Source organism: Halomonas sp. PR-M31 (genome assembly GCF_001039575.1).
Classification (GTDB): Bacteria; Pseudomonadota; Gammaproteobacteria; order Pseudomonadales; family Halomonadaceae; genus Modicisalibacter.
Genome location: NZ_JIBT01000072.1, coordinates 1 through 14130 on the forward strand (window position 1 = coordinate 1; position 14130 = coordinate 14130).

Annotated in this window: 11 protein-coding genes and 2 pseudogenes; 10 read left to right on the plus strand and 3 right to left on the minus strand. The window is 57.8% G+C overall.

All coding sequences use genetic code 11. The features are described from left to right. A partial coding sequence (locus CH74_RS18850; RefSeq protein WP_048308670.1) for a hypothetical protein occupies nucleotides 1–302 on the plus strand: 302 nt, incomplete at its 5' end. 45 nt (nucleotides 303–347) lie between these two features. Next, nucleotides 348–788 carry a type IV pilin protein gene (locus CH74_RS16645; protein WP_048308671.1) on the plus strand — a complete coding sequence of 147 codons (441 nt, stop codon included), beginning with the start codon at nucleotides 348–350 and terminating at the stop codon, nucleotides 786–788. A 46-nt stretch (nucleotides 789–834) separates the two neighbouring features. On the opposite strand, the gene CH74_RS16650 is transcribed toward CH74_RS16645, so the two are convergent. Beyond that, nucleotides 835–1092: a PP0621 family protein gene (locus tag CH74_RS16650; RefSeq protein ID WP_048308672.1), complete on the minus strand. Its 258-nt coding sequence runs from the start codon at nucleotides 1090–1092 to the stop codon at nucleotides 835–837. Nucleotides 1093–1215: 123 nt separating this feature from the next. Here CH74_RS16650 and CH74_RS16655 point away from each other — a divergent pair. Further along, a pseudogene (locus CH74_RS16655) lies at nucleotides 1216–2846 on the plus strand (NAD+ synthase). A gap of 89 nt (nucleotides 2847–2935) precedes the next feature. On the opposite strand, the gene CH74_RS16660 reads toward CH74_RS16655, so the two are convergent. Further along, nucleotides 2936–3733 carry an outer membrane protein assembly factor BamD gene (locus CH74_RS16660; protein ID WP_156181570.1) on the minus strand — a complete coding sequence of 266 codons (798 nt, stop codon included), beginning with the start codon at nucleotides 3731–3733 and terminating at the stop codon, nucleotides 2936–2938. Nucleotides 3734–3855: 122 nt separating this feature from the next. On the opposite strand from CH74_RS16660, the gene rluD reads away from it, so the two are divergent. The 5 genes and pseudogenes from rluD to ilvN all read left to right on the plus strand — a co-directional run bounded on the left by rluD (nucleotide 3856) and on the right by ilvN (nucleotide 10983). Beyond that, on the plus strand, nucleotides 3856–4815 hold the full coding sequence (gene rluD / locus CH74_RS16665) for a 23S rRNA pseudouridine(1911/1915/1917) synthase RluD (protein ID WP_048308674.1): 960 nt from the start codon (nucleotides 3856–3858) through the stop codon (nucleotides 4813–4815). Continuing rightward, nucleotides 4812–5567, plus strand: a complete 756-nt coding sequence (gene pgeF, locus CH74_RS16670; protein ID WP_048308675.1) for a peptidoglycan editing factor PgeF — start codon at nucleotides 4812–4814, stop codon at nucleotides 5565–5567. The genes rluD and pgeF overlap by 4 nt, the downstream gene beginning before the upstream one ends. Nucleotides 5568–5736: 169 nt before the next feature. Beyond that, nucleotides 5737–8321, plus strand: a pseudogene (gene clpB, locus CH74_RS16675) (ATP-dependent chaperone ClpB). Between the two features lie 446 nt (nucleotides 8322–8767). Beyond that, nucleotides 8768–10492: an acetolactate synthase 3 large subunit gene (locus CH74_RS16680; RefSeq protein WP_048308680.1), complete on the plus strand. Its 1725-nt coding sequence runs from the start codon at nucleotides 8768–8770 to the stop codon at nucleotides 10490–10492. Next, complete coding sequence (ilvN, locus tag CH74_RS16685) at nucleotides 10492–10983, plus strand: acetolactate synthase small subunit (protein ID WP_048308676.1); 492 nt, start codon at nucleotides 10492–10494, stop codon at nucleotides 10981–10983. Before CH74_RS16680 ends, ilvN begins: the two co-directional genes overlap by 1 nt. 76 nt (nucleotides 10984–11059) lie before the next feature. On the opposite strand, the gene ilvY is transcribed toward ilvN, so the two are convergent. Further along, on the minus strand, nucleotides 11060–11941 hold the full coding sequence (gene ilvY, locus CH74_RS16690) for an HTH-type transcriptional activator IlvY (protein WP_048308677.1): 882 nt from the start codon (nucleotides 11939–11941) through the stop codon (nucleotides 11060–11062). Nucleotides 11942–12106: 165 nt separating this feature from the next. Between ilvY and ilvC the strand changes: the two genes are divergently transcribed. Together ilvC and pssA are read left to right on the plus strand one after the other, a co-directional pair. Beyond that, on the plus strand, nucleotides 12107–13123 hold the full coding sequence (gene ilvC / locus CH74_RS16695; RefSeq protein WP_048308678.1) for a ketol-acid reductoisomerase: 1017 nt from the start codon (nucleotides 12107–12109) through the stop codon (nucleotides 13121–13123). A gap of 137 nt (nucleotides 13124–13260) precedes the next feature. Next, nucleotides 13261–14124, plus strand: a complete 864-nt coding sequence (pssA, locus tag CH74_RS16700) for a CDP-diacylglycerol--serine O-phosphatidyltransferase (RefSeq protein ID WP_253273107.1) — start codon at nucleotides 13261–13263, stop codon at nucleotides 14122–14124. Nucleotides 14125–14130 lie beyond the last annotated feature (6 nt).

Sequence of the window (14130 nt, forward strand, 5' to 3'; positions counted from 1 at the left end):
GCTGGTTCAACGCGGTGAGTCTAATGGATGGCCTGTCGCCAATGCGTATCGGTAATGAAAACAACAACCGGGTGTTCGATTACAACCAGGACGGCACGGTGGACAGCGGTGACGACGTCGGCGGCGAGATCGTGCTGAGTGTAAAGGCTGGCGGCATGCTCACGGCACCGAAGTTCAATCAGAATACCCAGTATGCCGGTGTGGGAGCCCAGCAGGACAACGCCGGCAGCGTGCAGAAGATACTGATGAATTTTGGTATTCGACCGTGGACCGGACGCAGCGCCTGGTACCAGCTGCGCTGACGGTCATTTCATCAAGTTGATATCAATTTCACTGAAGAGAAGCGCATGGCGAACAAGAACAGCGGCTTTACCCTGATCGAGATGATGATCGCGGTGGCGATCGTCGGGATTTTGGCGTCGATTGCCTATCCTAGCTATCAGTCCTACGTTGAGCGTTCGCGTCGTGGCGACGCCATTATCAGCTTGCTGGAGCTTGCCCAGGCCCAAGAGCGCTTTATGGCGCGCTGTGGCCATTACGCATCAAAGCTCGATGGTACGCCAGCTTGCGGCGACGCCAATGAAGGGCTGGGCGGCGATGCTCAGAGCCGGGAAGGATTCTATCAGCTGAGCCTTGCTGCTAGCGGTGCTGCGTCCTATACACTGAAGGCCACGCCCAAAGGAGCCCAGACAAGCGATATCAAATGCGCCGAATTAACACTAGACCATCTTGGCCAACGGGGTGCTAAAGGGGACGGCGGCGCGAATAATGAATCGATCTGTTGGTAAATCGTTCATGGATTCGCTCCGTGTGATTTGCCAATGAGGTTTCGAGCTAGCTTGTAAGATCTTTCTGTTCCAGATACTTGTCCCGGTGCTCGGGGCTGCAAAACCAATGATCCCCCTGTCGTACCGCATCGTTCTCAGGCAGGTGCACCCGACAATAATCGCAGCGTACCATTTGGCCGTCATCGATGCGTTTGGGCTGGTCGGGATCACGTTCCAGCTGCCATTCCCGGTACATGCGATACAGCTTGAGACCCGCCCAGAACAGCACGGCAAAAATGATCAGGCGTATGATCAAAAGGTTCATCCTCTGACTCCCTCGGTGGCCGGTAGGCGCTTTGCCTCAGCGCAGACCTTGCGGGACAATGTGTACAAGGGTGTTAGTGTAAAGCCCCTATCCGTTTCAGCCAATTCAAGGAAGTGAATCGCCATGCAAGACCTGACGCTGGTCATGGCCCAACTGGATCCTCTGGTGGGTGATATCCCTGGCAACGCTGAGCTTGCCATCGAGACGGTGCGCGAGGCTTGTATCGAACACAAGGCCGATGTGGTGGTGCTCCCAGAGCTGTTTCTTACCGGTTATCCACCTGAAGATCTGCTGCTGCGCGACTCCATGGAAAATCGACTGGATGCGGCACGTCGCCGCATGGCCAAAAAGATGGCGCGAGATGTCATGGTGATCGTCGGCTATCCCGGGCGTCGCAAGAGTGGCTACTACAACCTGGCCGGTGTGCTCTATAACGGCGAATGGATTGGCGAGTACGCCAAGCAAGCGCTACCCAATTATCTGGTCTTCGATGAACATCGTTATTTCAAGTCAGGCCGCCAGCCGCTGGTGATCGAGCATCGAGGGGCGCGACTGGGCATTTTGATTTGCGAGGATCTCTGGGAAGGCAAGCCGGTGCGCAAGGCCTGTGAAGCCGGCGCGGATATTCTGGTGACGCTGAACGCCTCGCCCTTCCATCAGAACAAGCCGGCGGAGCGCCTTGAGCTGTTTGCCAACTGGGCCAAGACCGTCCAGCGTCCTTTGGTTTACGTCAATCAGATCGGGGGGCAGGATGACCTGGTATTCGATGGTGGTTCCCTGGTTGTGGATGCAAAGGGCGAGCTGCAGGTGCGCGCCCCACACTGGCAGGTAGCTTGATGCCAGTGCGTTTCGTCAAGCATGACGAACGCTGGGAGCCCGAAACCGGCGAGTGCGAACCCTTGGGTGACGATGAAGACAATCTCTACTGCGCTCTGGTCACGGGGCTGCGTGACTACGTCAATAAAAGCGGTTTTCAAGGCGTGGTGCTCGGACTTTCTGGAGGGATCGACTCCGCGCTGTCACTGGCTATCGCCGTGGATGCCCTTGGGCCGGAGCGGGTGCAGGCGGTGATGATGCCCTATCACTACACCGCGGATATTTCTCGGGATGACGCGGCGGAACAGGCACGATTGCTTGGCGTGCAATATGACGTGATGCCAATTGCCCCCATGGTCGAGGCCTTTACCGAGACCCTGGCGGAGAGTTTTAAAGGAAGTGAACGGGATACCACCGAGGAAAATCTACAGTCGCGCTGTCGCGGTGTGCTGCTCATGGCCATTTCCAACAAGAAGGGCCTGATGGTGCTGACCACCGGCAACAAGAGCGAGATGGCGGTAGGGTATGCCACGCTCTATGGCGACATGGTGGGCGGCTACAACGCCTTGAAGGATGTCTACAAGACCTGGGTCTACCGTCTGGCCAAATGGCGCAATACCCAAGGGCTGGTTATCCCCGAGCGTGTCATTACCCGTCCGCCCTCCGCAGAGCTGGCGCCGGATCAGCAGGATAGCGATTCCCTGCCAGGTTACGACGTGCTCGATGCAATTCTAGAGCATTACATTGAGGGCGACATGAGTGCCGAGACAATCATCGAGGCAGGATTTGTCGAGGAGGATGTCTATCGGGTGGTGAAGCTGGTCGATCGCAGCGAGTACAAGCGTCGTCAGGCGCCTCTCGGCGTGCGGGTGACATCCCGAGGCTTCGGCCGGGATCGGCGCTATCCGGTTGTCAGTGGCTGGCAGCCGGGTGAGTGAATAACGCTAGAATTGCGCCCCAATCAATAAACCCTGCCAACCGGCAGGGTTTATTGCGCCAAGGCCCTGACAAAAACACTAATTAGATATCAGCCGGCGAGACTGAGCGGCTCGGCGTCTACATGGACTGGCTTGAAAGTCCGGCCGTCGAGCCGTTTGTTCTCTGGGTCGTTCTCGATCAAGGTCGCCAATACTTCCCGGGCACGGTCGCGCATTTCCATGCCCAGATAGCCTTCCACCATCATCGCCAGAGCATCCCGAGTAGCGGTGGATTGCGGGTAGTGTTCGATGACCCAGCGACCGCGTTCGACAGCAGCAACATAGGCGCCCTTACGCAGGTAGAAGTCGGCCACCTGCAGCTCATTGCGTGCGATCACGTTACGCAGATAAATGACGCGCTGACGTGCATCCGGCGCGTAGGCGCTGTTCGGATAACGCCGCACCAGTTCGCCAAAATCGACGTAGGCATCCCGTGACGCCCCGAGATCGCGCTTGGAGATGTCGATCATGTTCAGGCTTTCGAGACTGAAACGTCCTGCCTGGTAGGCCGCTAAGCCGCGCAGATAATAGGCATAGTCGACCTGGGGGTGATCCGGGTGCAGACGAATGAAGCGGCTGGCGGCGGCGCGAGCGGCTTCCCAGTTATCTACCTTGTAGTAGGCGTAGATCAGCTCGAGCTGGGCTTGTTCTGCGTAGCTGCCGAAGGGAAAGCGCGTATCGAGGGCTTCGAGCTGAGTTACGGCACTGTTGTAGCGTCCTGCATCCAATGATGTCTGAGCTTTCTGGTAGAGATCCTGCTCCTGCAGGTCCGGGGCAGCCTCGTTGCTGGCACAGCCAGTCAGCAGGGCGGCAGCCAGTACTAGGGCGGCCAGGGGAGTCGCGCGCATCGTCATCCTCATTTCGGGCAATCTATGTTGGCCATGATAGGCTATGGCCTGTAAAGGCCGAGTCCGGCTCACTATAAAGCAAAGCCCTACACGGGCGAAACGTCATAGGCCACAACAACGCTATGCCAGAGACCATCCAACGCGATGAACGCATTCCCGAGACCATGGTCGGCATGCGGCTCGACCAGGCTGCAGCAGAGCTTTTCCCCGATTTTTCCCGGGAGCGCCTCAAGAGCTGGATCAAGCAGGGGGATCTGGTCCTTGACGGTGCGCAAGCCAAGCCCAAGGACAAGGTCTACGGAGGCGAGCGATTGTCGTTGCAGGCAGTGCTCGAGGAAGAAACGCGCTGGGTGGCTCAGGCCATTGCGCTGGATATCGTGTTCGAGGATGACGACGTGCTGGTCGTCAATAAGCCGCCGGGATTGGTGGTGCACCCCGCAGCGGGCAATCCGGACGGCACCCTGCTCAATGCGGTGCTGCATCATTGCCCCGCCTTGGCGGCGATTCCTCGAGCGGGCATCGTGCATCGCCTGGATAAGGACACCAGTGGCCTGATGGTCGTCGCCAAGACCTTGCCGGCACAGACCTCCTTGGTCGAGCAGCTTCAAGCCCGCAGCGTTTCAAGAGAATACGATGCAGTGGTCATCGGAGTGATGACCGCTGGGGGTACGGTGGATGCGCCGATTGGCCGCCATCCCAAAGATCGTAAACGCCAGGCGGTCACCGCTTCGGGCAAGCCAGCGGTCACTCATTACCGGGTGGCGGAGCGTTTTCGCGGTCACACTCATGTGCGCTGCAAACTGGAAACCGGTCGTACCCACCAGATTCGAGTGCATATGGCCTACAAGCGCTTTCCCCTGATTGGAGACGCGCTTTACAGTGGCCGTTTCAAGCTGCCCGCAGGCGCCTCGGATACTCTCAAGGAGATTTTAAGAGAGTTTCCCCGTCAGGCGTTGCACGCTCGCAAATTGGCCTTCATCCATCCACGCAACGGCAAGTCGATGGCGTTTCGTGCCCAGCTGCCGGATGACCTGTTGATGCTGCTGGATTATCTGCGAACCGACAGCGAGGAGATGAGATGAGCGAGCAGCCGACCCTACTGCTGCCGGACTGGCCGGCGCCAAGCACCGTCGGGGCCTTTATCACCACTCGCGAAACCGGTCCGAGCCAAGGCGCTTATTCAGCCTTCAATCCAGCGCTGCATGTGGGAGACGATCCAGCCACGGTGGCTCATTGTCGAAACTTGCTGGCGGAGCAGATCGATGATGAGCGGCCACTTTTGTGGCTCGATCAGATGCATGGCATCGATGTTCTGCAGGACTATCGACAGGAATACGGCGCTAAACCGCCCCGAGGCGATGCCGCGGTGGCTTTCAACAGAGATTATGCCTGCGTGATCCTTACCGCGGATTGCCTGCCGGTATTTTTCTGCGATCGCCAGGGTAGCCGGGTTGGACTCGCCCATGCAGGCTGGCGCAGTCTTGCCAATGGCGTGCTGGAAGCCAGCGTGGCGGCATTGGGACGTGCCCCGGAGGATCTACTGGTCTGGCTTGGGCCCGCCATCTCCAACGCCCAGTTCGAAGTGGGCAAGGAGGTCTTCGACGCTTTCGTTGCGATTCAGCCTGAGGCCGCCAGCGCCTTTGAGCCAAGCCCCTATCGGCTCGGTCATTACATGGGCGATCTCTATCGGCTGGCGCGGCTGCGACTGGAGCGCCTGGGCGTTTCACATATCAGTGGCGGTCATTTTTGTACTGCCTGTGAGTCGCGTTTCTATTCCCACCGTCGCGATGATGGGCTCACCGGACGCATGGCCAGCATGATCTGGCTGAAGTAGAAGCTGCCACCATGCTTGATCTCTCTTCCAATTGATCCGGATCAATTGAGCGATGGCTTTTGCCGCCTGCCGACTTGAAACCCTCCCAACATACCTCCATCTACAAGTCAACGTGAATAAAGGTTGCAGGGTGCGTCCAATCGCGCTCTACCCCTAATGGAGGAATTCGATGCGAATCGACCGAATGACCAGCAAGTTGCAGAACGCCCTGGCCGAAGCCCAGTCTCTGGCCGTGGGCCAGGGGCACAATCAACTCGATCCGGGCCATCTGATGGCCGCGCTGCTTGATGCCCAGGATAGCGGCATCAAAGGCCTGATACAGAAAAGCGGCGGCGATGTAGCCAAGCTGCGCAGTGGCCTGAGCGAATACTTGGATAACCTGCCCGTGGTGGGGCAGTTCGACGGCAACGTCAACATGAGCCAGGATCTGGCCCGGCTATTCAATCTGGCGGATCGCGAAGCGCAAAAGCGTGGTGACCAATACATCGCTAGCGAACTGGTAGTACTGGCGGCGCTGGAGATGAATCACGCCATCACCCGGGTGTTGACCCAGGCGGGGCTGACCAAGAAGGCGGTGGTGAGCGCCATCGACAGTTTGCGTGGCGGTGCCAAGGTCGACGATGCCAACGCCGAAGAAAATCGCGAGGCGTTGGAAAAGTACACCCTGGATCTCACTGCCCGGGCGGCGGAAGGCAAGCTCGATCCAGTGATCGGACGGGATGATGAAATCCGCCGAACGATTCAGGTGCTGCAGCGGCGCACCAAGAACAATCCGGTATTGATTGGTGAGCCCGGCGTGGGCAAGACCGCCATTGCCGAAGGCTTGGCCCAGCGCATTATCAATGGCGAGGTGCCGGAAGGGCTCAAGGACAAACTGGTGCTGTCTCTGGACATGGGCGCGCTGCTGGCCGGTGCGAAGTTCCGCGGTGAATTCGAGGAGCGCTTGAAGGCGGTGCTCAAGGAGCTGGCTCAGGAAGAGGGTCGGGTGATCCTGTTCATCGATGAAATACACACCATGGTGGGTGCCGGCAAGGCGGAAGGCTCCATGGATGCGGGCAACATGTTGAAGCCCGCCCTGGCTCGGGGTGAGCTCCACTGCGTGGGCGCCACCACCCTGGATGAATACCGTAAGTACATAGAGAAGGACGCGGCCCTCGAGCGGCGCTTTCAGCGGGTGCTGGTGGATGAGCCCAGCGAAGAGGATACCGTCGCCATCCTGCGCGGACTCAAGGAGCGCTACGAGGTGCATCACGGCGTCGATATCACGGATTCCGCGATCATCGCTGCGGCCAAGCTCTCGACCCGCTATATCACGGATCGTCAGCTACCGGACAAGGCCATCGACCTGATCGACGAGGCCGCCTCGCGCATTCGCATGGAGCTTGATTCCAAGCCCGAAGAGATGGACCGTCTCGACCGCCGGCTCATTCAGCTCAAGATGGAGCGGGAGGCGCTGAAGAAGGAGACTGACGAGGCCTCACGTCGTCGCCTGGAGGATCTCGAGACGCATATCGGTGAACTCGAGCGGGAGTACGCAGATCTCGAGGAGGTCTGGAAGTCCGAGAAGGCCAGCATTCAGGGCGCGGCCCAGTTCAAGGCGGATCTCGAGCAGGCGCGTATCGATCTCGAGGCGGCTCGGCGTCAAGGTGACCTGGGGCGCATGTCGGAGCTTCAGTACGGCACCATTCCGGCACTCGAAAAGAAGATTGCCGAATCCGGCGAAGGCGAAATGGCAGATGTGACCAAGCACAAGCTGCTGCGTTCCAACGTCACCGAAGAAGAGATTGCGAGGTGGTTTCCCGCTGGACCGGCATTCCGGTATCCAAGATGCTCGAAGGCGAGCGGGACAAGCTCTTGCGCATGGAAGAGGCCTTGCACGAACGGGTCATCGGTCAGGACGAAGCGGTCAGCGCCGTGGCCAACGCGGTGCGCCGCTCTCGGGCGGGGCTTGCGGATCCTAACCGCCCCAACGGTTCATTCCTGTTCCTCGGCCCGACCGGGGTGGGCAAGACCGAGCTGTGTAAGTCGCTAGCCAACTTCCTTTTCGATACCGAAGAGGCGATGGTGCGCATCGACATGTCCGAGTTCATGGAAAAGCACTCCGTGGCGCGGCTGATCGGTGCGCCTCCCGGCTATGTGGGTTACGAAGAGGGCGGCTATTTGACCGAAGCAGTGCGGCGCAAGCCCTATTCCGTGCTGCTACTGGATGAGGTGGAGAAGGCGCATCCTGATGTCTTCAATATACTGCTGCAGGTGCTGGAGGATGGCCGGCTCACGGACGGTCAAGGACGCACCGTGGATTTCCGCAATACGGTGATCGTGATGACCTCCAACATGGGCTCGGACATCATTCAGCGCATGGGCGGCGACGATGCGGATTACGCCTTGATGAAAGAGTCGGTAATGGAAATAGTGGGCAATCACTTCCGGCCCGAGCTGATCAACCGCATTGATGAGGTGGTGGTGTTCCATGCCCTGGGTCAGGAGCAGATCCAGGCCATTGCCAGCATCCAGCTCGATCGGCTGCGCAGCCGACTGGCGGAGCACGAACTCATGCTCGAGGTCAGCGATGATGCCATGGCGCAACTGGCGGTGGTGGGCTTCGATCCGGTGTTCGGTGCCCGTCCTCTCAAGCGGGCCATCCAGAGCCGTATTGAGAACCCGCTGGCCCAGGATCTACTGGCTGGACGCTTCGTGCCTGGTGATACCATTCGCGTGAGCACTGAGGATGGACATCTAAAATTCGATAAATGATGGTATTCAGAACGCTTTCTCACGTCTTAGCCCGCCTTTTTGGCGGGCTTTTTGTTGAAAAAAGTTGCAATAATGCGATCAAGTACATTTTTTTGCATCGCAACATGGCTAGCCGGTTGACAGCTTTGAGCCGCTAATGGAATCTTGACGGTTCCTGATTGTAGGCGTAGCAATTTCGAGCGATCCTCGAGCGCTACGTGAAGGGTAGGTGCGAGACCTCTACCCGCCTTGCAAGGATTTCCAGGCATGGATTAACCGTCCAGCCTGGCCCAACCCCGCCGCGGCGATCCGTCGCGTTATGAAGTGCAGGCCCTACCCGGGCCGTAAACCGCCAGGGTTTGGCATCAGGTGCCGGCATGGCCGGCAGCGGCGCATTGCCGCACTCGATTTTCGTCATTCATTCCGAGGGCGAAATGACATTCGAGACCTCCAGGGGAGAAACAACTGTGGAATTGCTTTCCGGCGCCGATATGATTGCCCGCTTCCTCAAAGATGAGGGCGTCGAATACATTTATGGTTATCCCGGAGGAGCCGCGCTTCATATTTATGATGCGCTGTTCCGTCAGGATGACGTCAAACACATTCTCGTTCGTCACGAACAAGCTGCGACCCATGCAGCGGACGGCTATGCACGAGCCTCCGGCAAGCCCGGCACGGTACTGGTCACCTCCGGGCCCGGTGCCACCAATGCCGTAACGGGTATTGCTACCGCCTACATGGACTCGATTCCGATGGTGGTGCTATGCGGTCAGGTTGCGAGTCACCTGATCGGGGAAGACGCCTTTCAAGAGACCGACATCATCGGGGTGACTCGGCCGATCGTGAAGCACAGCTTCTCGATTCGTCATCCTGCCGAGATTCCGATGGTGCTCAAGAAGGCTTACTATCTGGCGGCGTCGGGCCGACCGGGTCCGGTGGTAGTGGACATTCCCAAGGACATGACGGCGCCCACCGAGCGCTACGAGTACGTCTATCCGAAGAAGGTCAAGCTGCGCTCCTACAACCCGGTTAACCGTGGTCACTCGGGCCAGATCAAGAAGGCCTTGGAGCTGATGCTCAAGGCGCGGCGTCCGGTATTTTATACCGGGGGCGGCATCGTGATGGGCCAGGCCTGCGAGCCGCTGACGGATCTGGTACGTCGTCTGGGCTATCCGATCACGACCACCCTGATGGGCATTGGAGCGTACCCGCAAAGCGATCGCCAGTCCTTGGGCTGGTTGGGGATGCACGGTTCCTACGAAGCCAATATGGCCATGCACCATGCGGATCTGATCATCGCCATCGGCGCGCGTTTCGATGACCGGGTGACTAACAGCACCTCGAAGTTCTGCCCGACGGCCAAGATCGTCCATGTGGATATCGATCCCAGTTCGATCTCCAAGACCGTGCGCGCCGACGTGCCGATCGTGGGCCCCTCCGCCAGCGTGATCAATGAGATGATCAGCCTCGTGCAGGACCGCGAGCCGAGCAATCCCGAGGCGCTCATCGAATGGTGGCAGAAGATCGACGGCTGGCGCGAAGAGCGCAAAGGCAAACTCTACGAGCCGGCAGAGGCCGGTGAGCCGCTCAAGCCTCAGCAGGTGATCGAGGAGATTTGCCGCCTGACCCGGGGTGAGGCGTATGTCACGACGGATGTCGGTCAGCACCAGATGTTTGCCGGACAATATTACAAGTTCGACAAGCCCAATCGTTTCATCACCTCCGGCGGGCTTGGCACCATGGGGTTCGGCTTTCCTGCCGCCATGGGGATCAAGCAAAGCTATCCCAAGGATGATGTGGTCTGCGTCACCGGTGAAGGTAGTTTTCAGATGATGATGCAGGAGCTATCGACCTGTAAGCAGTACGGCATCGGTGTCAAGATCGTCAATCTCAACAACGGCTCATTGGGCATGGTGCGCCAGTGGCAGGATTTGAATTACAAGTCCCGCCACGCCCACTCCTACATGGAGTCACTGCCGGATTTCCAGAAGCTGATCGAGGCCTACGGTTTCACCGCCCTCCGGGTGGAAAGTCCGGAAGAACTCGAGCCGGCGCTGGAGCGGGCCTTTGCGGACAAGAACGAGCTTGTTTTCCTGGACATCTATGTCGACCCGCGGGAACACGTCTATCCGATGCATGTGCCTCTTGGTTCCATGCGTGACATGCTGCTTTCGAAGACGGAGCGGACCTGATGCGTCATATCATTTCGATCCTGCTGGAAAACGAGCCCGGCGCGCTTTCTCGAGTCGTGGGGCTTTTCTCCCAGCGCAACTTCAACATCGAGTCGCTCAACGTGGCACCAACGGAAGATGAAACTCTGTCTCGCCTGACCGTGACCACGGTAGGGGACGACCGGATCGTCGAGCAGATCACCAAGCAGCTCAACAAGCTCATCGATGTGGTCAAGCTGGTGGATCTGACCGAAGGCAACCATATCGAGCGGGAGCTGATGCTGGTCAAGGTTAAGGCCTTGGGTGCTCAGCGCGATGAGGTCAAGCGCACGGCGGATATCTTCCGGGCGCAAGTGGTTGACGTTGCGCCGGGTGTCTATACTGTCCAGATCGCCGGCGACGCCGGCAAACTGGACGCTTTCGTCCAGGCCATGGCGCCGATCGGCATTCTTGAAGTAGCCCGTACCGGTGTGTCGGGCATTGCCCGCGGCGACAAGATGCTCAGCCTGTGAGCGTCTACTGGCAATGACCAAGCCGCCCCTCGGGGCGGCTTTTTCTTGTCTGGTTTTTGCTAATTCTGTCATTTGACTAGCGCACCTGATCCCATAGCGCATGGATCAGGGGATTCTTGAGTTTCTTTTCTGTAACGCATAAGCCGACATCGTAAGGTGTCAGGGCAGGCTGTATATCGAGCAGGCGTACCCGATTGGCCAATGGACTGTTGTCGAACACGATCTTGGGCACCACGCCGATGCCGAATCCCAGCCCCACCATGCTGACGATGGCTTCGTTTCCACCGACTTGGGCGTAGATGTGGGGTTTTATGCCGAGCGCTGAGAACCAGGCATCAGTGCGATCCCGAGCCAGTCCTGTTTCCGAAAGGATCATCGGTACCCGCGCCCATTCGTTTGTTTGCGGCGAAGAGAGATCCGCCGGCATCCAGTCTGCTGGATCTTCGGGAGCAATGAATACCAGCGGCGACGTCGCAATGGGCTTGAAGGCAAGCTGGCGAGGTAGGGTCTCAGGGCGCGCGGTAATTGCCATATCCTCGTCCCCTCCGAGCACTCGATGAATCGCTTCCGCCGGATCGCCGGTATGCAGTTTGAGTTCGATGCGTGGATAACGCGGACGGAATTCGCTGAGCAATTCGTAAAGAAAGCTATAGCTGGCAGTCACTGAGCAATAGATGCTGATTTCCCCGGATAGCTCACCGGACTCGCTCATCATGGTGTGCCGAATCAGATCCCATTGCTCCAAGGCATCCCGCGCGTATTGCTGAAAAAGAAAACCTTCCCGGGTCAAATGAACGCTGCGATTGTCCCGGGCAAACAGCATGACGCCCAAGCTGCTTTCCAGCTGTTGAATCGAACGGCTCAACGTCGAAGGGCTGACGTGGCAGCTATCGCTTGCACGGCCGAAGTGACATGTCTCCGCCAGTACCAAGAAATGTTTTAGAAGTCGAAGATCCACGATTAGTGTTTCGCTTTATGAATTGTAATATTGCAAATATAGCGTTTTACGCAACGTTCTGCCTGACGTATCTTGGCTGTCATAGTGGCCAATCGACAGCAGGGTTCGAGGCCAACTGGCCCAGAGGCCGACACGACCCCATCCATTCTTATTTCGGAGCTTTTCATGCACGTTTATTACGACAAAGACTGTGACCTTTCTCTCATCCAGGCCAAAAAAGTCGCCATTGTCGGCTACGGTTCTCAAGGCCATGCTCACGCCAATAATCTTAAGGAGTCCGGCGTTGACGTGACCGTAGCGCTGCGTTCTGGTTCTTCCTCCGCTGCCAAGGCCGAGGCGGCGGGCCTGAAGGTGGCGTCTGTTGCGGAGGCTAGCAGAGAAGCGGATGTGGTCATGATGCTGGCACCGGACGAGAACCAGAAAGCCATCTACGAACGTGATATCGAGCCCAATCTCAAGCAGGGCGCGACCCTGGCATTCGCCCATGGCTTCAATATTCACTACAACCAGATCGTGCCCCGGGAAGATCTCGATGTGATCATGATCGCGCCGAAAGCTCCGGGCCATACCGTGCGCTCAGAGTTCACACGCGGTGGGGGTATTCCCGATCTGATCGCCATCGAGCAGGACGCGTCCGGCCAGGCCAAGGAAACCGCGCTTTCTTATGCGGCCGCCATCGGTGGTGGACGTACCGGTATCATCGAAACCACCTTCAAGGACGAGACCGAGACGGATCTCTTTGGCGAACAGGCGGTGCTCTGTGGTGGCACGGTGGAGCTGGTCAAGGCGGGCTTTGAAACGCTAACCGAAGCAGGCTATGCGCCGGAAATGGCCTATTTCGAGTGCCTGCACGAGCTCAAGCTGATCGTCGATTTGATGTATGAGGGTGGCATCGCCAACATGAACTATTCGATCTCCAACAACGCCGAATATGGCGAGTACGTTACTGGCCCGGAGATCATCAACGACGAGTCCCGAGCCGCCATGCGTAATGCCCTCAAGCGTATCCAGTCTGGTGAATATGCCAAGATGTTCATTCAGGAAGGCGGTACCAATTACCCCTCGATGCATGCACGGCGCCGCCTGAATGCTGAGCACCCGGTCGAGCAGGTCGGTGCCAAGCTACGCTCCATGATGCCTTGGATCGCAGCCAATCAGCTGGTCGACAAGAGCAAGAACTGATTGGGTCGTTAGCCAGAACGAGTACGGCCAGAAAATTGGAAAGGCACGGTTAACCGTGCCTTTCGTCGGTAATGACCGAACAATTGGTCCCATTGTGAGCCTACCGTTTTGGATGCCACGATGTAGAATGATGACTCATGCCCCAAGGCAACGGAACGAGATATATGACTCAGCATTCGAATCAGGAAGAATCCTTTTCGCCAACAGCAACTGACTCGGAACGCGCCGACCTCAATGAAGAAGCGAATGCTTCCGAGGAAACTGTCGACGTTAACAAGAAGGCGCGCCGACGCAGTATCTACCTGTTGCCCAACTTATTTACTACGTCAGCCCTGTTTTCGGGATTCTTTGCCGTCGTCGCCTCGATCAATGGAGATTTTGCCGCGGCAGCCATCGCTGTATTTGTCTCGATGGTGCTCGATGGCTTGGATGGACGTGTAGCCCGCCTGACCAATACGCAAAGCGAATTCGGTGCGCAATACGATAGCCTGGCGGACATGCTATCGTTTGGCGTGGCGCCGGCCGTCGTGGCTTTTGCCTGGATACTTCAAGACATCGGCAAGATTGGCTGGATTGCCGCCTTCGTTTATGTCGCCTGCGCGGCCCTGCGCCTGGCGCGTTTCAATGTGCAGATCGGTTCCGTTGATAAGCGGTGGTTCATTGGCTTACCGAGTCCTTCCGCTGCAGCCCTCGTCGCAGGTTGTGTCTGGGTGTTTCACAACTTCGATGCCAATGCGTTCGGCTTCAAAGTGTTCATGACCCTGGTGGTTGCAGTGGCCGGCGTATTGATGGTGACTAACATCCGCTATTACAGCTTCAAGGATGTTGATGTCAAAGGCCCAGTGCCCTTCGTAGCCCTATTGGCTATCGTGTTCGGCTTTGTCGTCATTTCCATTGAGCCCTCCGTCATGCTGCTGGCGCTGTTTGGCTGTTATGTCGCATCTGGGCCCATAATGGCGATCATGCGTAAGGCTCGCCACAGTAAGAAGAAAGCAGCATAGGTTTTT

Excerpts from the sequence above, each read along its gene's own strand:
- CH74_RS16645 (WP_048308671.1), top strand. The coding sequence starts at position 348 with ATGGCGAACAAGAACAGCGGCTTTACCCTGATCGAGATGATGATCGCG.
- CH74_RS16650 (WP_048308672.1), bottom strand. The coding sequence starts at position 1,092 with ATGAACCTTTTGATCATACGCCTGATCATTTTTGCCGTGCTGTTCTGG.
- CH74_RS16660 (WP_156181570.1), bottom strand. The coding sequence starts at position 3,733 with ATGCGCGCGACTCCCCTGGCCGCCCTAGTACTGGCTGCCGCCCTGCTG.
- rluD (WP_048308674.1), top strand. The coding sequence starts at position 3,856 with ATGCCAGAGACCATCCAACGCGATGAACGCATTCCCGAGACCATGGTC.
- pgeF (WP_048308675.1), top strand. The coding sequence starts at position 4,812 with ATGAGCGAGCAGCCGACCCTACTGCTGCCGGACTGGCCGGCGCCAAGC.
- ilvN (WP_048308676.1), top strand. The coding sequence starts at position 10,492 with ATGCGTCATATCATTTCGATCCTGCTGGAAAACGAGCCCGGCGCGCTT.
- ilvC (WP_048308678.1), top strand. The coding sequence starts at position 12,107 with ATGCACGTTTATTACGACAAAGACTGTGACCTTTCTCTCATCCAGGCC.
- pssA (WP_253273107.1), top strand. The coding sequence starts at position 13,261 with ATGCCCCAAGGCAACGGAACGAGATATATGACTCAGCATTCGAATCAG.